The sequence below is a fragment of the Pseudomonas sp. NPDC088885 genome (genome assembly GCF_044750025.1).
Taxonomy (GTDB): Bacteria; Pseudomonadota; Gammaproteobacteria; order Pseudomonadales; family Pseudomonadaceae; genus Aquipseudomonas; species Aquipseudomonas rustica.
In genome coordinates, this window is the sequence record NZ_JBIVJB010000001.1 from 100,078 (window position 1) to 120,926 (window position 20,849).

Genomic DNA, 20,849 nt, shown 5'->3' on the forward strand with positions numbered 1-20,849 from the left:
GCGCCCATCAACTTGTCGGATTGCGCAGTCGCTCGATGATTCTGCGGGCACGATTGGCACCGACGTCGACATGAATATCAATCATCGGGCGCGTACCGAACCGGCATATGTTCTGGTACTGCGCTTCGATCACCACTTTGTCTTCGTCGAACGTCAATCGCGTCTGATGCAGAACTTTGGCTGTGACGGCCTCGGGATCATGCTCAGGGTTGGTCGCCATGGTCCAGAAATAGTGGCTTGTGGTGTCTGTTTCCGGCGTCACACCGTGAAAGCCGCGCATGTGGAAACCACCTCGATCCGGGTTATGCAGATCGTCCGTGCCTGCGTCTATCGCGCCGGTCCAGATACGCAGGTGATTGAAGTGAAATTCGATCTCCTGCCAGCGGTCGATGTTGCCTTTGAACGGGTAGGCGGCGGTGTAGGTCGGCGGCGGGACGGAATCGGGCATGTGTCGAACCACGCGAACCATCGAGTCATCGCCGTCCACGCTCATCTGCGCGTTCATGTGAATGCTGGCGTTGCCGCCAATGGTGTGCAGATGGACGTAACCCAGATGACTGAGATCCATCAGGTTGTCGTGGATGAGTTGATAGGGCGCGTCGTAGTGGTAGACATCACCGTCGAACAGGTACTTACCGCTGCTGTGCACGTCGTAGACCGGTGGCGCGAATGTCGGCTCTGGATGCTCTGCGCTGCCGAACCAGATCCAGATGATCTGATCCTGCTCCCGGACAGGGTAAGCAGGGACTTTGGCTTTGCTCGGGATCTTGTCCTGGCCCGGAATTTCGATGCATTTACCGCCCTCATTAAATAGCAGGCCGTGGTAACCGCAGCGCAAGCCGCGTTCCTCCACCGTGCCACCGGACAGCGGCAGTGCGCGATGGCAGCAGCGGTCTTCCAGCGCGGCGACCTGGTTATCCGCCGTGCGAAAAAGCACCACCGGTTTATTCAGCAACGTGCGGCCAAGGGGCTGGTCTTTCAGTTCCCGGCTCAAGGCCGCGACGTACCATTGATCGAGTGGGAAACTTGGCACATTGGCCGGGGCAATTTCGTGTGCGAGGGGTTGGGCAGCGGTCGTCATGATGTTCTCCGGCGAGCGGTCAAGGCTCGGTTCAGGTCAAAGGTCCAATACCAGGCGGGGCGATTTGGCACGTGAGCAGCAGGGCGTGAAACGGTCATTGGCCGCGTGTTCGGCGGCGGTCATGAACTGGTCGCGGTGATCGCCAATGCCTTCGAGCAAGCCCGTGACACAGGTGCCGCAGACGCCTTGCTCGCAGGATGATTCGATGGCAATCCCGGCCTCATCGAGCACTTCGAAAACAGTGCGATCGGCGGGGATGTAATAAATCCGTCCCGTGCTCGCCAGCTGAACTTCGAAAGGCGAATCAGCGCTTGCATCGACAGCTGCGGCGGCGAAGAACTCTCTGTGCACGCGATCTTCAGGCCAGCCAGCGATCTGCGCGGTGTCGAGGATGAAATTCATGAAACCGGCCGGGCCACAGACGTAGAGGTGAGTCACGTTGTCTGGCGCGGCGGCGAGGAGGGCGGGCGCATCGAGCTTCTGTGCGGGCGATCCGCTGTCGTCATGCAAATGCACGTGGCTGGCGAAGGGTGCTTGCCGCAGGTATTGGATAAATGCGGCGCGTTCGCTGGATCGAAAGCTGTAATGCAGCTCGAAATCCGCGCCTTGGTGATGAAGTTCGTGGGCCATTGCCAGCATCGGCGTAATGCCGATGCCGCCGCCAAACAGCAGGTGGCGCTTGGCTGAATCAGCGAGTGGGAAGAGGTTGCGCGGCTCGCTGATGCTGAGTTTCTGGCCCTCGCTGACGGTGTCGTGCATCGCGGTAGAACCGCCGCGGGAGGCAGGATCCTTCAGCACACTGATCACGTAGCGATGACGCTCTTTGGAGTCATTGCACAGCGAGTATTGCCGGGTGAGGCCGCCGCCAATGTGGATGTCGATGTGAGCACCGGCGTTGAACGGTGGTAACGGGCTACCGTCTGCTGCGCACAACTCGAAACTGCAAATACCCTCGGCCTCAACGACTTTGCGGGTGACGTTGACTTCAAGCATGACTTCTCCCTCCACATTGAAGTGGCTGCTGAAAAACGAACGGAAAAAAGGCTGCGAGCGAGTGACGAATCAGCCGGGCGCGAGGAAATAGAGTGGATCGGTAAGCACGGGTACCAGGGACGGGCACGACTGGCGGAGGTTCATAAGCAAGACCTGATAATTATTTTTTTGAGGTTGTGCTACGGCGTATCATGCGGCGCATTGTCCGCAATGGTTGGCTGAGTGAATCCTCAGATAAATTGGTTGCGGTGTCAACCAAATTGCCAGATCTTCGATCTACGGTGTTTTCTCGATGGCTACCGATACACAACTGAACCTGTCGCGTTATGTACCTGGCCTGGTGACATTCCTGGCGAACAAACTCGCCACCGGAGCCTCCCAGTGCTACCGCAAACACTTCGGCATCGGCGTGGTTGAATGGCGGATGCTGTCAATGCTCGCGGTTGAATCCGACATCACCGCCAACCGAATCTGCCAGGCGATCGGGCTCGACAAGAGCGCTGTCAGTCGTTCATTGCAAACGCTGGAAGCGGCGGGGCGGATCACCAGTCAGCTGGATCCCAAGGACGCGCGGCGTTACACCGTGCGATTGACGGCCAGCGGCAAGGAGCTGCATGACCGTGTGCTTAAAGTGGCACTGGAGCGCGAGTCGCGTCTGCTCAGCGGATTGACCCCGGGCGAGGTCGACACGCTGGTTGACCTGCTTGGGCGCCTGCATCTGCAGGTGCCCAATGTGAACAGTTATGACCCGAGTGACGATCAAGTCTGACCACCGCTGGCACACGCAGCGATCGGCGGGTCGCACTTATATCGCAGGTTTCATATCGCGCTCGTTCCGCCCGGTGAACGTCAGCCAGAACAAAATAAACACCGCGATGGCGAAGGCTGCCGGAAACAGCCAGATGCTTCGCCAGTCGTGAACGCCCGCTGTCGAAAAGTGGTCGGTCACCTGACCCGCTACCCAGAATCCGATCAGCATGCCAAAGCCGTAGGTGGCCAGTGTAATGAGTCCCTGCGCGGAACTGCGAAAGCGTTCGGAGGCTTTGGCGTCGGTGTAGATTTGCCCTGAGACGAAAAAGAAGTCATAGCAGACGCCGTGCAAGGCGATGCCGGCCAGCAGCATCATGGCTTGATCACCGTTACTGCCATAGGCGAACAGCAAATACCGCAATGCCCACGCCGACATCCCGATCAACAGTGCGATTTTGATGCCGAAACGATGGATGAACAGCGGCAGCAGCAACATGAAAAGCACTTCGGACACCTGCCCGATAGCCATTTTTGCGGTGGGGTTTTCGACACCGATTTCGGACAGAAACGGATTGGCGTTCTGGTAGTAAAACGCCAGAGGAATACAGATCAGAATCGAGGCGATGAAGAAGATCAGGTAGCCTCGATCCTTCAGCAAACCTAGAGCCTCCACCCCCAGCAGCTGTTTGAGCCCACCGGTATTTTCACCGTGCTCGAGCGGCGCGGTCGCGGGCAAAGTGAAGCTGTAGAGACCAAGGATCAACGAGGCGACGGCGGACATCAGAAACGTGTTGCGCAGCGCTCCCTGCGCGATTGCCTGTTGAGAGTCCCAGGCAAAGCCGAAGCTGATCACCAGCCCGGCGATAATCCAGCCGATCGTTCCCCAAACGCGAATCCGCGAAAACTCCAGCGCGGGATCTTTCATTTGCCTGAACGCGACGGCATTGACCAATGCCAGGGTCGGCATATAGACCATCATGTAGGCGAGGACGTAAGGGTAAAACGCGCTGAAATCATCAGCGAGATAGAGCTGATAGAGCAGGGCGGCGCCCAGTAGATGCAGCACCGCCAGAATGCGTTCCGCGTTGAAAAAGCGATCAGCAATCAGGCCAATCACGAACGGGGCGAAAATCGCTCCCCACGATTGCGTGGAGAAGGCCATGCCCACCTGACCGCCGCTGGCAGCCAGCGTCGTGGTGAGGAACGTCCCGAGGGTGACGAACCAGCCACCCCAGATAAAAAATTGCAGAAACATCATCGCGCTCAGTCGCGCGTTAATTCCAGGCATGTCAGTCACCCTATTATTCTTATTGGATAGACGTTATTGGATAGACGTTAGTGGCCAGCCGCTGTGGCGTCAGTCAGCGCCCAGGCCGAGCAGTCGTCGGTTGGATTGCTGATCGGCCGTCACACGGGCGAAATCGTCGAAAGCCTTGTCGGTCTTCTTGATCATGTGTTGCTCAATGAACGCCGCGCCTTCTGCGGCGCCCTGGGCGGCGTCCTTCAGGCAGCATTCCCATTCCAGCACGGCCCAGCCGCAGAAATCGTATTGGGTCAATTTGCTGAAGATCGACTTGAAATCGATCTGGCCATCGCCCAGCGATCTGAATCTGCCGGGCCGATCCATCCAGCCCTGATACCCGCCGTACACGCCAGAGCGGGCGTCGGGACGGAACTCGGCATCCTTGACGTGGAACATGCGGATGCGCTCGTGATAGCGATCGATGAAACCCAAGTAGTCCATTTGTTGTAAAAGCAGATGGCTTGGATCGTAGAGAATCGCCGCGCGCGGGTGATGATTCACCGCTTCGAGAAAGCGTTCGAACGAGGCCCCATCGTGCAGATCTTCCCCAGGATGGATCTCGTAGCAGAGATCAACGCCCGCTGCTTCAAAGCAATCGAGGATCGGTAACCAGCGCCGCGCCAACTCGGCAAACCCCTCATCGACAAGCCCGGCCGGGCGTTGTGGCCACGGGTACAGAAACGGCCAGAGCAAGGCGCCGGAGAATGTCGCGTGAGCCGTCAAGCCTAAGCGTTGACTGGCGCGGGCGGCGAGTTTGAGCTGGGAAATTGCCCACTCTGTGCGAGCCTTGGGCTGGCCGCGTAAATGTTCAGGGGCGAAGTCGTCGAAGACGGCGTCGAACGCGGGATGCACGGCGACCAACTGGCCTTGCAGGTGCGTCGACAGTTCGCTGATCACCACGCCGGCTCGCGCACAGGTGGCGATGAGTTCGTCGCAGTAATCCTGACTCTCGGCTGCTCGCTCAAGGTCGATGAATTGCGTGCCGAGGGTCGGTATCTGGATCGCCTTGTAGCCTTGGGAAGCGGCCCATTGCGCGATCTCGGATAACGTATGGAACGGGCTCTCGCTGGACATGAACTGGGCGAGAAAAATACCCGGCCCGCGCATGCCTTTGGTCTGTCGCAACTCAGCGTTCATCTGAGGACTCTCCTGCGGTGTAGGTGTCGGGGATTTCGCTCCACTTGGCGTCACCCCGATGGTTGGCGATGGCCGTCTCGATGAACGCCATGCCGCGTAAACCAACGTTGATTCCGGGAACGCCCGGCGCATCGTGGCCAGGCACTTTGTGCAAAATCGATTGCGCCAGTGCGCGATAAAGATTGGCCATGGCTTCGAGATAACCCTCCGGATGCCCGGCGGGCAGGCGCATCCGCGTTAAGGCGTCGGCGCACAACCAGGGTTGCCCGACGCCTGAGCGCAACAGGCGGATCGGCTGGTCAATCGAGCGATGGATCAGGCTGGCCGGGTCTTCCTGACGCCACTCCAGCCCGCCTTTGTCACCGTAGAGGCGGATCTTCAGCGGGTTTTCCTCTCCCGCGCAGACCTGGCTGGCGATCAACACGCCGCTGGCGCCATCGGCCATTTTGAACAGCATCGAGGCGTCGTCATCCAACTGACGGTTATCGAAGTGAGCGCTGAGCATTGCGCTGACGTACTGAATTTTCTGGTCGGCGACAAACTCCGCGAGAGAGAAGGCGTGAGTGCCGATATCACCGATGCAGCCACCGATGCCGGACTGCGCGGGATCATCTCGCCAGTCCGCCTGTTTATTGCCGCGTCCGGAGACATCTTCGCTGAGCCAGCCTTGAGGATATTCGACCAGCACCTTGCGCAGGCGGCCGATCACACCGCTGCGAACCATTTCGCGGGCCTGCCAGACCATCGCATAGCCGAGGTAGGTGTGAGCCAGCCCGTAGATTCGATCGCTGTGGATGACGTCGTGTCGGAGCGACTGCAGTTCAGCAAGATCCAGCGCAGCAGGTTTTTCACTGAATACATGGAAACCGGCGCGCAGCGCTTTACTGGCAATCGGTGCATGCAGATGGTTTGGCGTGACGATCACCAGCAATTCCATGCGCTGCTCAGGCGCAAGCACACTTTCGGCGTCGAGCATCGTCTGCCAGGTGTCGTAACAGCGTTGGGCAGGCACACCCAGTGCTGCAGCGGTGCGCTGGTTATTTTCAGGCGTGCGACTGAAGGCACCACAGACCAGCTCGAACTGGCCATCCAGGCGTGCCGCCTGCCGATGCGCCTGAGCAATGAAGGCGCCTTCACCGCCGCCGACAAAACCCATTCTTATTTTTCGACCTGCTGAACTCATGTCACTCGTCTCGGTGGGGTAATTGTTCACTATGCTTGAGTGGTGATGTAACCGGTTACATCTGCCCGGAAATTTAGGCTTCAATTCCGGCAGTGTCAAATCCTGCGACGATGTGGAGTGGACATTTCCGCCTGTCGCGACGTGCGGTAAGCTGCCGCACTCGATCTTCCGAACACGCGAGGCGTTTGTGTCAAATATCCGTGAGGTGGCTCGACTGGCAGGTGTATCCGTGGCGACGGTGTCCAGAACACTGAAATCACCGGAGAGGGTGCTCCCCGAAACCCGCGACAAGGTCAACGCTGCCGTCGAACAAGCCAACTACCGGCCGAACCTGATGGCCGTGCAGTTTCGCTCGCGAAAAACCGGCAACCTGGTGATCCTCGTTCCGGCAATCGCCAATACATTTTTCGCACGGGTGATCAGTGGGGCGCAGAAGGCGGCGCAGGCGGCCGGGTATCGGCTGCTGCTTTGCGATACTCAAGGGCAAGAAGCCGTCGAGCGGCAATTCGCCGAACTGGTGTATGCCCACCAGGCGGATGGCGTGATTCAACTGCGCGCGTTTGATCCCTTTGATACCGCGGCTTCGAGCGCGGATCTGCCGCCGATCGTCAATGCCTGCGAAGTCATCAGTGACGGGCGTCACGCCACCATCAGCCTGGATAATTTCGCGGCCGCCAAGGCAATGACGCAACACCTTATCGCGCTGGGACATCAGCGGATCGGGCTGATCAAAGGCTCAAGAAGCAGTCCTCTGACACGCGACCGACTGGCCGGGTATCAGGCCGCTTTGCGCGAAGCCGGAATCGGTTTCGACGAGGAATTGGTCTGCCATGGCGATTTCACTCTGAATGCCGGGTTCGTCGGCGCCTCGAAAATGCTCACGATGGCCACGAAGCCAACTGCGCTTTTCTGTGAAAACGACGAGATGGCCATCGGTGCCTTGAAACGCATCAAGCAAGCGGGTTTGCGCGTGCCTGAGGACATTTCGCTGGTGGGCTTCGACGATATTTCGATGGCCGCCTACTGCGATCCACCCCTGACGACCATCTCGCAACCCGCTGAGGCGTTCGGTGAGAAAGCCGTGCAAATGCTGATCATGCTGATCGATAAGAAACCTCTGCCCAAGCGCCACGTCGTGCTGCCGTTCGAGTTCACCGGCCGCGCCAGTTCAGGCCCTTGCGCGGCTAGCAAAACGCAGCCGGTTTAAGAAGGCTTCAAGCAATTTCACCGTGCCGGCGCACGTCGCCCAACGAATCGCGTTGCATCGACTGCAGGTTTTTCTCGATGGTTTCGCACAACGCTTCCATCTGAATCTGATGCTCGCTGTGGCGAAACGGACTTTGCAGATCGGTGCCAATCCGCTCGATGGCCAGCAACATAAACCCGACCACGGTCGAAGCCAGCGGCGTGAACCAGCCCAGCGACTCCACCAGGCCCACCGGCACGATCAGGCAGAACAACGAGATAAACAGCCGCGGAAAATACACATAAGGGTAGGGCAGCGGCGTATTCGCGATCCGCTCCATACCGCCCTGACTGTTCGATAGATCCACCAGCGTCGACTCCAGCCGCGCCAGACGAATGCTGTCCAGACGCCCGGCCTTGTATTCCCGCGCCAACAGCGCAGCGGAGCCGGTGAGAATGTCGTTGGCGAAGTTATTGGTCGTGCCGCTGCGGGCGAATTCGTCAGCAGGAATAAATGCCCGGACTTCCTCAGGGCAAGGCAAACCTTGCAGATGCGCCGCCAAGCAATTCACGTAAGCAACGTGACGACGCAGCAACGTCGACTTGACCGGATTCACCTCGGTGCCGGGATCATCCAGCAACGTCAGCACCTGCCGGGCAAAACTGCGCGAACTGTTGATCATCGAACCCCACAGCGTCCGCGCTTCCCACCAGCGGTTGTAAGCGCTGCTGTTACGGAAACTGATCAACACGATCAATGCCGAACCCAATAACGTCAGGGGCATCAGCGGCAAATTCAGCTTGGCGTTGAGAAACAGCATGAAGTCGACCGTGACGGCGATGTCCCACAACAACAGCCAGAACAAGGCCCAGCCGACATAGCCCAGGGTCTTGATGATCAAACGGTATTTTTTGACGATGGCAGCTTTCAAACGGAAACCTCGTGGCGAGCGGGAAGCATTGATGCCTTAGCTCGGACGGTGTTTTCGCTGCAAGGTTCGATGAGGGCGGCGGGGGGCATCATGGAGAGTGGAAGGCAGGATCAGCGGGCTACGTTTTTTTACCGTTTACCCGCCTTGGGGACGTCCGGACATGGCGCTGTTCAAGTTCACCGAAGCGATCCTCGGCGGCCTGCGGATTGATATTTACAACCATGGCCAGATGGCGCGGGACTTCACCTACGTCGATGACATTGTCGAAAGCATCGCCCGACTGTGTCCAAAGCCGCCGTTGCCAGCCAAGGACGCCGCAGGCGTCAACCGTATTTTCAATATTGGGCGCGGCAGCCCGGTCGCGTTGCTGGACTTCGTCGATTGCCTGGAGAGGGCCTTGGGCAGAAAAGCTCAGCGCAACTTTTTGCCGATGCAGGCGGGCGATGTCGTCAAGACCTGGGCTGATGTTTCGGCACTGGCCGAGTGGATCGGCTTTTCTCCGCAGGTGGAAGTCGAGGCGGGCGTGGGGGAGTTTGTCAGGTGGTATCGCCAGTTTTATAAGGTTTGAGTCTTGGCGGTGATGCTGTTCATTAGCGGTCGTACGCTTAATGCAGCGACTGTTCCTCGAGGCAGGCGCGATGTTTCAAGGCGAACGCTCCTGTTCGCCAGTCGCGTTATGTTTGATGATGTCCATGACGGCAGCGGTCATGATTGCCGTGGAAACACCGAACATAAGAATGCCATTAGCCGCCTCCAGCGGGCTGAGCAAGCGCCATTGCGGGCTCAGAACCACATCGCCATAGCCCAACGTGGAGAAGGTCACGCCAGAAAAATACAGCGCGCTGGTGAAGTCTTTGAACTCGCCTAGCAGCAGGAACAGCAAGGCCCACAGGGCTATTTGCACATAGTTGCCGATGAGCATCACCACCATGACCATCGACAACAAACGCACGTCATCTGTCTTGGAGTGGCACAGCTTCATCTTGCGCCGCTGCGACGCATAACGCCGCGCACACAGGGCCAGGAACACCGCCTGCAAAACCACGCAGAGCACGATCACCGGCAGGCCCACGAGGAAATTGATCAGCATGTGCGATCCTCTGTAGAGGTTGGGTTAGAGGCGTTGCGACGTTGCCGGCGATTATCAAGCAGATAAACCATCGCACAGGCATACAGCGTGACCAGAATGAACAGCCCCATGCGGATCGCGAAGGCGGTATAGACATCCTTGCCGGCGGCGCTGTCCTGCACCGACTGGCCGAGCAGAATGATCATGGTCATCAGGCTGTTGAGCCAGAAACCCGGCGTGTAGCGGCCAGGGCTCAGCCCATAGAGTTTTCGGGCCAGTAGCAGCCCGAACAGCAGCATCCACAGGAAGAACATCCACAGATTGACGAACAGGCCCAGGGCGAACCAGAAGACAATCGCCAGCAGGCCGCCGAGCAGGGTTGAGCCGAGCAGTTCCCGCCCGGCAGATCGCGCGCTGGTAACGGTGCTCTGTTGGCCGAGGTTGACCGACTTCATGATGATCGGCATGTAGCTGGCCGGATCGATCAGCGCCAACAGGAAGGCAGGCATCACCACCAGCGCGGCGCGCAACGCCAGCCAGTTGACCTCATCTGCCGACAGGGTCGGTGCGGGGGCGGGTGGTCGTGTATCGATGGGATCCGGGAACAGCCAGTGGCTGATCGACACCGCCGTGAGCGCCAGCAGCATGCCTTTGACCAACGAGACCACCACCTGCAGGGCCAGGTCGAAGTCGGTGGCGCCGGCCGCGCTGATCATCGTCAAGCCAACCACCATGAAGGTGGCGACCAGCGCGCTGCCGCCTCGCATGCCATAGCGGAACACCAGAAACAGGCCCAGGCAAACCAGCATCACGCCGACCGCCGCGTAATACTGCAACAACGGTATCAGCAGCAAGCCGCTGCCGGTGGTGATCATCAGCACCAGGGCCAGGCCCAGGCTGGCCTTGAACGGCAGCGGTCGGTTCATCGCCGCCAGGATCGTCAGCGCCAGCATCGGTGCGATAAAAGGGATAGGGAGTGCCAGACCGAAGCTTGCGGCCAGGCAAAGCGCCGAACCCGTGGCCAGGCGCAGGGCACGCCGGGCGCGGATCTGTTGCTCAGTAGGCATACGACATCCAGCTCATCACACGCAGAAACAGGCGACCGAGAACGTTCAGCGGATTGCCCTCGTTGGGAAACGCCATCACCTCGGCCTGGCCACCGACACGGATGCCACTGATATCGCTCAACTGGCCTGGCTCAAGCTCAATGATCACCGGAAAGCGCTGGGCCGGGCGCAGCCAGTCACGGCTGTTCTGCACCGTGGGCAAGGTGCCGGCTGGCGTGCTCTGACCCGTACTGACGCCATAACCGACGCTGCGCACATGGCCTTCGAATACGCTGCCGGGCAGTGCGTCCAGCACGATGCGCACCGGGGTGCCGGGCCTTACCTGCCCGAGGTTGTTCTCCGTCATATCCGCCGAGACCCACGCGTCGTGGATGGCGATCAAAGTCATCAAGGGCGCTCCAGCGGTGGCGAACTGGCCGACATCGGTGCGCAGGTCGGTGACCAGACCGTTGGAGCGGGCCCGCACGACGCTGTTGGCCAGATCCAGTTCGGCCTTGTCCACCGTGGCGATTGCGCTGAGCAACAGCGCATTTTTTTCGTCGCCGCCCCCTTGGGTTTCGCGGGCGCGTTCGACCTCTGCCCGCGCCGCCGCGACATGGGCGACGGCCGCATCCAGAGTGGAACGGGAAACCTCCAATCGACGCAGAGAGATGGTTCCGGCGTCTTCCTTGTATAAACGCTCAAGGCGTTGCAGATCCTGGCGGGACATGACTTCGTTAGCCTGGGCCGCTTTCAGCGACGCCGTCTTGGAGTCGATGCCAGCAGTGTTGGCGCCGATCTGCCTGCGGGTGGTCTGTAAGTCAGCACGCGCCCGGTCGACAGCGATCTGGTATTGCTGCGGGTTCACCTCGAACAACACGTCGCCAGCCTTGACCTCCTGGTTGTTGCGCACGTTGACCTTGGTGACCCGGCCTGCGACTTCCGCCGCCACCGGAACCACAAACGTCTGTACCCGTGCCTGCTGCGTATAAGGTGTGTAGCGGTCGGCCATCAGGTACCAGACCAGGCTCAGGAGAATGAGCGCGGCAACAGCGCTGACAGCTTTTTTTGCCGGATCCGCCGCGGGCGCGGGCACGGCTTGTACTATCTCGTTTTGGCGGTCACTCAATTGACACCTTCCTTCCCTTCATCAAGCAAGTTGCCCCAGTCGGTGCGTTGTTCCATCTGTTGGCGGGTGGCGGGATCGATCAGCGGACGGTCGCTGTACCAACCGCCGCCGACGGCCTTGTACAGCGCGATCAGGCTGTTGATGGCCGTGTTGCGATTGACCAGGTAGTTATCCTGTTGGGCGAAGAGGGCGGCCTGGGCATCGAGTACCCGCTGGAAATCCGAATAGCCTTCGCGGTACTGGGTATTGGCCAGAGACACCGAACGCCTGGCTGCAATCGACGCTTCGCTGAGGATCCGGTCGCGCTCCAGCGCCTTGATCAGGCCGGTCGCCGCATCGTCGGCCTCGCGCGCCGCCTGGCGAACGCTGTCCTGATAGACGACGATCAACTGCTGCAGACGGGCATCCTGAACGCGCACGTTGTTGGTGATCTGGCCATGGTCAAACACGTTCCAGCGCAGGCTCGGGCCGCCGATCAGATCCAGTGTATTGGACGTGCTGTCCAGGGAATTCGCGGACCAGACGATGCTGCCGAACAGGCTGATAGAAGGATAAAGGTCGGCCTCGGCGACACCGATCAGCGCCGACTGGGCCGCGACCTGGGCTTCTGCGCTACGGACATCCGGACGACGCAATAACAGGTCAACCGGCACGTCTTGCAGCACAGCACGATCAACCAAAGGCACCACGCCAGTGTTGGACTGCAGTTCAGCCATTGCGCCCGGTGGGCGACCGATCAGGGTGGCCAAGGCATTGCGTGTGCTGGCGACTTGCGCTTCGAAATCGGGAATGGTGCTGAGGGTCGCGAGGTACTGGGTTTTGGCCTGTTGCAGATCAAGTTCGGCATTGTTGCCGCTGAGAAACAGGCGCTCGGTAATCTCATAGCTGCGCTTCTGCAGTGTGGCGTTGTTCTTGGCGATCAGCAGGCGCGCCTCGGCGGTACGCAGTGCGTAATAGGTCTGCGCCAATTGCGCGTGCAGCAGCACCAGCGCGTTTTCATAATTGCTCTGCGCGGCGAACCAGGCCGCATCAGCCGACTCGATGGCGCGGCTGAACCGGCCCCAGAAATCCAGTTCCCAGCCGACGTCGAACCCCGCACTGTGTTGCCACAGATGGCTGTCCTGCGGATTGTCGCCGCCCCATTGGCGACGCTTGACATAAGCGCTGTCGGCGCTGACCTGTTGCACTTGCGGGTAGCGACCACTTAGCGCGATGCCCAACTGCGCGCGCGCCTCCATCACCCGCAGGCCGGCGATTTCGAGGTCGGCGTTGTGGGCGTCCGCCTCGGCGATCAAGTGGTCGAGCACCGGGTCGCTAAACACGTGCCACCACTGCCGGCTATCAGGTTGCGTCTGTTGCTGGCTGGCAACCGCCAAGGCCGGCGTATTCCAGTGCTCGACCCAAGGCTGGGTCGGTGACTGGAAGTCCGGGCCCAAGCGCACACAGCCACTCAGGCCCACGGCGGCACACAGCAGTAACCGGGCAGGATATGCCTTCAAGCGCATGCGCCTCAGACCGGCGGGAGCTCGTTCGCTGACCCACGTTGCGGTGGCTCAACGCTCAATAGTTCATCCAGGACCTCGATGTGCGGCTGGTCGTCGATCCACTGCCAGAACAGTTGATAGGCGACCGCCAGCATCACCGGCCCAATGAACAGACCGATAAACCCGCCGCTGACCATACCGCCCAGCGCACCGATCAGAATCACCGGCATCGGCACGTCGACGCCGCGACCGAGCATCAATGGCTTGAGGACGTTGTCGGACATGCCGGCGATCAGGCTGTAAATGCAAAACACGACGGTACCGAGTGTGGTGCCGTCAGTGGCGAAGACATAGGCGATTACCGGCACCGTCACGAGGATTACCGGCAACTGCATGATCCCCATCAACAGCGCAACCATGGCGAGCAGTCCGGCACCGGGCACCCCCATAAGCACGAAGCCGACGCCCACCAGCAGCATCTGGATAAAGGCGATACCCACCACGCCCTGAGCTACCGCGCGGATGGTCGCGGTGCACAGTGTCGCAATGCGTCGGCCGCGTTCCGGGCCGGAAAGGCGGGTGGCGATGGCGATGGCGCTGCGTTCGCCGTTGTCGCCGTAGGCCATCAGCACACCGGCGATGATCAGGGCACCGATAAACAACAGAAAGCCCACGCCAACCCCAGCCATCTTGCCCAGCAAGGTCAAGCCGATTGTTTTAATGTACGGCATCAACTTCATCACCACGCTGCTCATGTCGGTCGCCGACTGCAACCAGAAGGCATAGAGCCGTTCGCCAATGAGCGGCAGGGTGGCAATTTTTTCGTTGGGCAGCGGAATGGTCACGGTGTCGGACTTGAGAATTGCCAGGGCGCCTTCGACCGATTCAGTGATTGAGGTGCCCAGCAGATAAATCGGTACCATCAGCAAGGCCAGGGCGACCACGACGATCAGCGTGGCGGCGCGGCCATCTTTACTGCCCAATTTGCGCTTAAGCAGGGTGTGCAGCGGGTACAGGGTGATCGCCAGGATCACTGCCCAAAGCATCAGGTTGAGGAAGGGTTCAAAGATCTGAAAGCAGAACAGCACCAGTACCGTGATCAGTCCGGCGCGAATCAACACATCGAGCAAACCACCGGATAGCGCCCTTGCAGAAATGTTTGTGTTTAACATTGCCTAATCCCTTGCTGTTCGTCGCGTGGAAGCAGTATAGACGCTGATTTTTCGAAGGTTGGGCGATCAGAAAACCATCCCCATGACCGCAGATTTGAAAACCGCCGGGGGGATCGCTTGAGTGTTTTTTTAAAGGAATACCGCAGACCTTATGCCCCCTCATAGCGGGGTGATCCCGCTACTGAACGTTTTGGAGGCTCATACCCGTGTTTCGCTACGAGGGCCTTTTATTGCCCAGATGATCAGGCCGATCACTGGCAGAAGCGCGACCAGCGCCACCCATAAAACTTTCTTCGGTGTTTCTGCCGAGCTTTTCACCACATTGATGATTGCCCAGATATCCAGAACGAAAATGACGAAGGCGATAAGGTCGTACAAGAAAGAGCCCATGCATGCAGTCCTGCGAGTGAAGTTACGCTTCAAGATAGGCCATAAAACGCAACGAAGTGTCGGGCCTGCAAAAAAAACGGGTCAAGCTTTTTGCTTCTCGCGTAAATGGGCATGACAGACCTGCGCGGCTCTGCTTCTGGCCGAAAACAGCCGCGAATAAGTAGGTGCTTTCGGCGAATGGGTTCCTTTACTTCATCAAACCGACCTTCAAATCACTAACTGGCAATTACAGTTTTTCTGGTTACGCTTACCGGCAAGAATGGCGTAAATCCGCCCGTTCAATAATTGTCTGGCAAGGGAGCCAACAACCATGGATAGCACTCAGGGCGTTTATCCATCAGCGACCGTGCTGGTGGTCGACGATACCCCCGACAACCTGATGTTGATCGCCGAGTTGCTGAAGGACAAATATCGGGTCAAGGCCGCCAATAGCGGCGAGAAGGCCTTGCGTCTTCTGCAGGCGGATCCACTGCCCGACCTGATCCTGCTGGACATCATGATGCCGGGCCTGTCCGGTTATGACGTTGCCGAGCAGCTCAAACGTGATGCGCGCATTCGCCACATACCGATCATTTTCCTTACCTCTATGGCCGCCACGGAGGACGAGATTCGCGGCCTGAGCCTAGGGGCTGCGGATTACATTACCAAACCGATCATTCCCCCCGTGCTCATGGCCAGGGTCGAGACGCAGATCAAGCTCAAGTCCGTTGCCGATTTCCTGCGCAATCAGAACGAATTTCTCGAGCAGGAAGTGCAGCGCCGCACCCGGGAGGTGATCGCCATCCAGGATGTCACGATCCACGCCATGGCCTCGCTGGCGGAAACCCGTGACAACGAAACCGGCAACCACATTCGTCGAACCCAGCACTATGTGAAACGGCTGGCTGAACTGTTGCGCAATCACCCGCGCTTCCGGCACTTCCTTGACGACGAGACCATCAAACTGCTGTTCAAATCGGCGCCGCTGCACGATATCGGCAAGATTGGTATTCCCGATCGCATTCTGCTCAAACCGGGACGCCTGACCCCGGAAGAATTCGAGGTCATGAAGACCCACACCACGTTAGGGCGCGACGCCATCCAGCATGCTGAGGATCAATTAGGTATCAACGTCGACTTCCTTCATTTGGCCAAGGAAATTGCCTACGGCCATCAGGAAAAGTGGGACGGCAGTGGCTATCCGCAAGGCGTGGCCACCGACGACATCCCGATCAGCGCCAGGTTGATGGCGGTGGCAGATGTCTACGATGCACTGATCAGCCGCCGCGTGTACAAGCCCGGCATGTCCCATGAGCAAGCGGTGGCAATCATCCGCGAAGGCCGGGGCTCGCACTTTGATCCGGACATCTGCGACGCGTTTCTCGCCAATGCCGAGCAGTTCCGCACCATTGCCGAACAATTTGCCGACAGCGACCAGGACATGGCCAGGCAGTTAGCCCTGCTTGAGCAGATCGCCGACCGTCCCTGAGCCCCACGCATCCGTTTGCACATTCCGTTGAAAGAGGCCGTTTATGAACAGACTGTTCGAGATGCTCGAGCGCCTGTCTCTGCGCAGTAAATTGATCATCGGCTTCGCTGCGCTGCTGATATTGATCCTGATATTGGGTGTGCAAAGCCTGCGCACTCAGTATTCGCTCAAAAATGAAATGCAGCAGTTGTACCAGCAGGATCTGGTGGGTATTCAGCATGTGCAGGAAGTTCGGGTGCAGTTGCCGCATCTGTTGCTCGCCATGCAACGTGCAATCGCTACCAACAACGCGGACATCCGTATCAGCGCCAGAGCCCAGATGGATATCGCCCAACAGCGACTGCATGAAGCGCTCGAGCAGGTTCGTCCGACACTGCGCCGACAGAGCAGCATCAGCAGCCTGGTGGAATTCGAAGTGTTATTACAGCGTCTGCAAAAAAATGGCGATGAGGCACTGGAACTGGCCGGCAAGGGCTCCTTGGGACAGGCCTTGATGTTGCTCAACAGTAAGGATTTTCTTGCGCTGGAGCAGGGCGGCGACGGGCTGCTCTCGCAGATCGAGAAAAACAAGGAAACCGACATCCACGATACGGCGAAGAACCTGGCGGAATACGCAGAGCGCAGTACTGCGATCACGTACATTTTGCTGCTGGGTGGTTCGGCGCTGGCCTTGCTGTTGACCTGGCTGGTCAGTTATTCGATTCGCGTGCCGTTGAATCGCGTCCGCGTGGCGGTGGACGAATTGGCGTCCGGCAAGCTGGACGGCCAGATCCCGCACACCGATCTTCGCAACGAAACCGGAGACCTGGCGCGTGCTATCGCCACGCTGCAGCTGGAAGCTTGTCAGCTTGAGCGCCAGCGTTGGGTGAAAAACCACACCTCACTTCTGCAAGTGGGCCTGCAACAGGCGGAGACGCCGCAGCAGTTGGCCCAGGCTTTTTTCAGCCACATCGCGCCGCAGTTGGGCATGTGCCAGGGAGCGCTTTACGTTCTCTATGAAGGCGCGGCACGCCTGCGCCTGGTGGGCGGTTATGCGGTGGACAGTGCTCACCCGCTACCCACAGAACTCGATCTCGGGGAAGGGTTGCTCGGCCAGTGCGCGCTGGATCGCCAACCTCGTCAGCTTGAGGGTCTACCCGAACCGTTTTGGCATGTGCGCACGCCGTTGGGCGCAGCGCCCGCCAGCGTCCTGTTGGTTCAGCCCGTGTTGCGTGGCGAACGCCTGCTCGGGGTTATGGAAATGGCCGGTTTTCGTCAACTGGAAGAGAACGAAGCGCTGCTGCTGCAAGAAGTCCTGCCCAGACTGGCCGGTGCCATGGCCATTATGGAGCGCAGTGAGGCAGCCCAGGCGCTGCTCATGGAAACTCGCCGTCAGGCAGACGAAATGGGCGCGCAAGCCTTGCAACTGGAACATCAGGCCAGCGAGCTGGAGGCCCAGCAGGCCGCACTGCGCGCCACCGAGGCCTGGTATCGCGGCATCATCGAGGCCGCACCGGACGGCATGCTGGTGCTGGGCGCCGATGGCCGCATCCTGATGACCAACCCGCAAATGGACACCTTGTTTGGCTACGCCCCCGGCGAGCTGATTGGCGCCAGCATTGAGCGTCTGGTACCGCAGGCTGCCCGCGAGCGGCATGTCAAGTTACGCGACGGCTTCATTGCCAGCGGCGGAACCCGGCAGATGGGCGGCGATCTGGACGATCTGAGCGGCGTGCGCAAGGACGGCAGCCTGTTCTCCGTGGAAATCGGCCTTTCCCACTTGCCCCGTCTGGAGGGGCGTGGCGTCTGCGTGTGCGCCTCGGTGCGCGATGTCAGTGAGCGCAGGGCGATGGAAGCCAAGTTGCGTACTGCCAGCGATCGCCTGAACCTGGCACAGGAGTCGGGTGACATCGGTCTGTTCGACGTCGATCTGGTCAGCGGCACAAACTATTGGACTCCCCAACTCGAAACCCTGTTTGGTCTGGAGCCTGGTGGCTTCGGTGGCACGCTGGCGCACTGGCAGGCGCTGGTGCATCCCGACGATGTCGCACGGGTCAGCAGCACCTTCGAAAGTGCCGTCCAGAGTGGCGATGATCGGGCCGAATTCGACTTTCGCATCGTGCGCAAAAATGATGGTCGGGTGCGCACGTTCCGCTCGCTCAACCGTTTTTCACGCACGCCGGACGGCAAGCCATTGCGCGCAACCGGGATCAACATCGACGTGACGGCTCTGGCGGAGGCTCGAGCAGCGGCCGAAGAGGCCACTCAAGCGAAGAGTGAGTTCCTTGCCAACATGAGTCATGAGATCCGCACGCCGATGAACGCCATCATCGGGATGAGCCATCTGGCGCTGCGTACTTCGCTGGACAATCGCCAGCGCAATTACATTGAAAAAGTCCATCGCTCGGCGGAGAACCTGCTGGGCATCATCAACGACATTCTCGACTTCTCAAAGATCGAAGCCGCCAGGATGAGTCTCGAACAGATCCCGTTCCGTCTGGAAGATGTACTCGACAGCTTCGCTGCCATGATCGGCCTGAAGACCGAGGACAAGGGTCTGGAATTGTTGTTTCAGATCCCGCCTGACCTGCCCACAGCACTGCTTGGCGATCCCCTGAGACTGGGGCAAGTGCTGATCAATCTGGGCAACAACGCGGCCAAGTTCACCGAACACGGTGACATCGTGGTCGGCGTTGAAGAAATGGCTTCTGACAACGAACACGTGCAGCTGCACTTCTGGGTGCGCGACACGGGCATCGGCATGACCGTCGAGCAGTGTTCACGTTTGTTCCAGTCGTTTAGTCAGGCTGACAGTTCGATCACGCGCAAGTACGGAGGCACCGGGCTGGGATTGTCTATCTCGAAGAAGCTGGTGGAACTGATGGCCGGCCGAATCTGGGTTGAAAGCCAACCGGGAGTCGGCTCCACGTTCCATTTCCAGGTGCAACTCGGCGTGCAGCAAGGCCTGCAACCGCGTCGTATGTTCAAGGCCGGCGAACTGCTCGGCATGCGGGTTCTGGTCGTGGATGACAACGCAAGTGCCCGTGAAATTCTCTCGGGCATGGCGCGCAGCTTTGGCCTGGAAGTGGATGTCGCGCAGAGCGGTAGCACGGCGCTGCGCATGCTGGCCGACGCCGAGCATAAGGCGCTGCCTTACGATCTGGTTTTGATGGACTGGCGGATGCCGGGCATGGATGGCATGGAAGCCGTGAGCAGAATGCATTCTGCGAGTCTGATGCGCACACCATCGGTGATCATGATTACCGCTTTCGGCCGCGAAGAAGCCCGCGAAGAAGCCGAACGCCAGGGCATCCAGTTACCGGTGGTACTGACCAAACCGGTCACGCCGTCTTCATTACTCGAAGCCATCGGTGTCGTTCTGGGCAGAGACACCCACAGCGATACGCGGGCTGGCGAACGCTCACAACAGAATGCCAGTACCGTTGCCAGTCTCAACGGCGCCCGGCTGCTTTTGGTCGAAGACAATGAGCTGAATCAGGAACTGGCCAGCGAGCTGCTGGAAAGTGTCGGCATCCGCTTGCGACTCGCCACGCACGGCCAGGAGGCCCTGGATATCCTCGCCGAGGATGGCGACTTTGATGGCGTGCTGATGGATTGCCAGATGCCGGTGATGGATGGCTACACGGCCACGCGGAAAATTCGCCAGCAACCGCGCTTCAGTACGCTGCCAGTGATCGCCATGACCGCCAACGCAATGGACGGCGACCGCGAGCGCGCGCTCGAATGCGGGATGAACGACCATATCTCCAAGCCGCTCAATGTCGAAAGCATGTTCGCCACAATGGCAAAGTGGATCAAACCTAGAGCGGCTAAACCATCGTTGAACGCAGGTTCCGTCGATGGATTGCCAGACCGTCTTGAGGGCATTGACTTGGCTGCGGGGCTCGCCACCTGCATGGGGCGGCGGGATCTCTACTTACGTCTGCTCTGCAAGTTTCGCGACACGCAGACAGACTTTGCCGAGCAATTCCAGGCCGCACAAACCGATCCGGATCCTGCCGCCGCCGTACGACTGGCGCACAGTTTGCGCGGCACCGCCGGCAACATCGGCGCCAAGGACGTGGCGCATGCCAGCGCTTTACTCGAGCAGGCCTGCCAGGACGGCGAGCCCGCTACGGTGCTGAAGACGCTGGCGATGCAGGTCGAGCATTGCTTGCTCCCGACCTTGGCGGCTCTGGCCGACCTTAAGGCGGACACAGTGGCCTCCACTGAGGGTTACCTGCCGGACGACTCGGCAATCGGCGAGCAACTGAATAGGCTGATCAGACTATTGGAGGAGGGGGATACGACGGCTTTGGACGTACTGGCGGCACTGCGCAATATGCCACTTGATCGCGCCTTGGCAGAACGTCTGACACTCGCCGCGGCGCAGGTGGAATTGTTCGACTTTGATCGCGCCTTGAAGCTGCTTCAGTAAATATGAGTTGGGTTAGCAGAGCGTGCCATTTTTAGATTTTTCTTTCGGCTGGGTGTCGGGCTTCGACAGCCACCTCTGTCGCATCGTGCCCACAAAGCCACGCAATAGAG

The 20,849-nt window shown here is 59.4% G+C and carries 16 protein-coding genes and 1 pseudogene; 5 read left to right on the forward strand and 12 right to left on the reverse strand.

The features are described from left to right. Positions 1-7: 7 nt before the first annotated feature. Positions 8-1,081, reverse strand: coding sequence for a Rieske 2Fe-2S domain-containing protein (locus tag ACIP1X_RS00420; protein WP_400748233.1), 1,074 nt, complete (start codon positions 1,079-1,081; stop codon positions 8-10). 36 nt (positions 1,082-1,117) lie between these two features. Beyond that, positions 1,118-2,074: a PDR/VanB family oxidoreductase gene (locus tag ACIP1X_RS00425; RefSeq protein ID WP_400748236.1), complete on the reverse strand. Its 957-nt coding sequence runs from the start codon at positions 2,072-2,074 to the stop codon at positions 1,118-1,120. 292 nt (positions 2,075-2,366) lie between these two features. Here ACIP1X_RS00425 and ACIP1X_RS00430 point away from each other — a divergent pair, with 292 nt between their 5' ends. Then, positions 2,367-2,843: a MarR family winged helix-turn-helix transcriptional regulator gene (locus tag ACIP1X_RS00430; RefSeq protein WP_400748239.1), complete on the forward strand. Its 477-nt coding sequence runs from the start codon at positions 2,367-2,369 to the stop codon at positions 2,841-2,843. 36 nt (positions 2,844-2,879) lie between these two features. Here the strand turns inward: ACIP1X_RS00430 and ACIP1X_RS00435 are convergent, their stop codons facing one another. The 3 genes from ACIP1X_RS00435 to ACIP1X_RS00445 all read right to left on the reverse strand — a co-directional run bounded on the left by ACIP1X_RS00435 (position 2,880) and on the right by ACIP1X_RS00445 (position 6,447). Beyond that, positions 2,880-4,112, reverse strand: coding sequence for a nucleoside permease (locus ACIP1X_RS00435; protein ID WP_400748242.1), 1,233 nt, complete (start codon positions 4,110-4,112; stop codon positions 2,880-2,882). A 69-nt stretch (positions 4,113-4,181) separates the two neighbouring features. Then, positions 4,182-5,234, reverse strand: a complete 1,053-nt coding sequence (locus ACIP1X_RS00440) for a sugar phosphate isomerase/epimerase family protein (RefSeq protein ID WP_400748952.1) — start codon at positions 5,232-5,234, stop codon at positions 4,182-4,184. A gap of 19 nt (positions 5,235-5,253) precedes the next feature. Continuing rightward, complete coding sequence (locus tag ACIP1X_RS00445) at positions 5,254-6,447, reverse strand: Gfo/Idh/MocA family protein (RefSeq protein WP_400748245.1); 1,194 nt, start codon at positions 6,445-6,447, stop codon at positions 5,254-5,256. A gap of 187 nt (positions 6,448-6,634) precedes the next feature. On the opposite strand from ACIP1X_RS00445, the gene ACIP1X_RS00450 reads away from it, so the two are divergent. Continuing rightward, the gene (locus ACIP1X_RS00450) at positions 6,635-7,654 is read left to right on the forward strand and encodes a LacI family DNA-binding transcriptional regulator (protein ID WP_400748955.1); all 1,020 of its coding nucleotides are present in this window, start codon (positions 6,635-6,637) and stop codon (positions 7,652-7,654) included. Between the two features lie 7 nt (positions 7,655-7,661). On the opposite strand, the gene ACIP1X_RS00455 is transcribed toward ACIP1X_RS00450, so the two are convergent. Further along, positions 7,662-8,564 carry a bestrophin family protein gene (locus ACIP1X_RS00455; RefSeq protein WP_053120153.1) on the reverse strand — a complete coding sequence of 301 codons (903 nt, stop codon included), beginning with the start codon at positions 8,562-8,564 and terminating at the stop codon, positions 7,662-7,664. A gap of 106 nt (positions 8,565-8,670) precedes the next feature. Between ACIP1X_RS00455 and ACIP1X_RS00460 the strand changes: the two are divergent. Continuing rightward, a pseudogene (locus tag ACIP1X_RS00460) lies at positions 8,671-9,132 on the forward strand (NAD-dependent epimerase/dehydratase family protein); the annotation flags it as partial. 75 nt (positions 9,133-9,207) lie between these two features. Here the strand turns inward: ACIP1X_RS00460 and ACIP1X_RS00465 are convergent. The 6 genes from ACIP1X_RS00465 to ACIP1X_RS00490 form a co-directional block, all read right to left on the reverse strand. After that, on the reverse strand, positions 9,208-9,654 hold the full coding sequence (locus tag ACIP1X_RS00465) for a potassium channel family protein (RefSeq protein WP_400748248.1): 447 nt from the start codon (positions 9,652-9,654) through the stop codon (positions 9,208-9,210). Beyond that, positions 9,648-10,700 (reverse strand): DUF2955 domain-containing protein, encoded by a 1,053-nt coding sequence (locus tag ACIP1X_RS00470; protein WP_400748251.1) that lies wholly within the window; start codon positions 10,698-10,700, stop codon positions 9,648-9,650. Before ACIP1X_RS00470 ends, ACIP1X_RS00465 begins: the two co-directional genes overlap by 7 nt. Then, entirely contained in the window at positions 10,690-11,808 is a 1,119-nt protein-coding gene (locus ACIP1X_RS00475) for an HlyD family secretion protein (protein WP_400748254.1), read from the reverse strand. The genes ACIP1X_RS00470 and ACIP1X_RS00475 overlap by 11 nt, the downstream gene beginning before the upstream one ends. After that, entirely contained in the window at positions 11,805-13,307 is a 1,503-nt protein-coding gene (locus ACIP1X_RS00480; RefSeq protein WP_400748257.1) for an efflux transporter outer membrane subunit, read from the reverse strand. The genes ACIP1X_RS00475 and ACIP1X_RS00480 overlap by 4 nt, the downstream gene beginning before the upstream one ends. 11 nt (positions 13,308-13,318) lie before the next feature. Further along, a complete protein-coding gene (locus tag ACIP1X_RS00485) occupies positions 13,319-14,464 on the reverse strand; it encodes an AI-2E family transporter (RefSeq protein ID WP_400748260.1) in 1,146 nt (381 codons plus the stop codon). 198 nt (positions 14,465-14,662) lie between these two features. Next, the gene (locus tag ACIP1X_RS00490; protein ID WP_102899049.1) at positions 14,663-14,854 is read right to left on the reverse strand and encodes a PLD nuclease N-terminal domain-containing protein; all 192 of its coding nucleotides are present in this window, start codon (positions 14,852-14,854) and stop codon (positions 14,663-14,665) included. Positions 14,855-15,164: 310 nt separating this feature from the next. On the opposite strand from ACIP1X_RS00490, the gene ACIP1X_RS00495 reads away from it, so the two are divergent. Continuing rightward, the gene (locus tag ACIP1X_RS00495; protein ID WP_400748263.1) at positions 15,165-16,322 is read left to right on the forward strand and encodes a two-component system response regulator; all 1,158 of its coding nucleotides are present in this window, start codon (positions 15,165-15,167) and stop codon (positions 16,320-16,322) included. 43 nt (positions 16,323-16,365) lie between these two features. Next, on the forward strand, positions 16,366-20,739 hold the full coding sequence (locus ACIP1X_RS00500; protein ID WP_400748266.1) for a response regulator: 4,374 nt from the start codon (positions 16,366-16,368) through the stop codon (positions 20,737-20,739). Positions 20,740-20,849 lie beyond the last annotated feature (110 nt).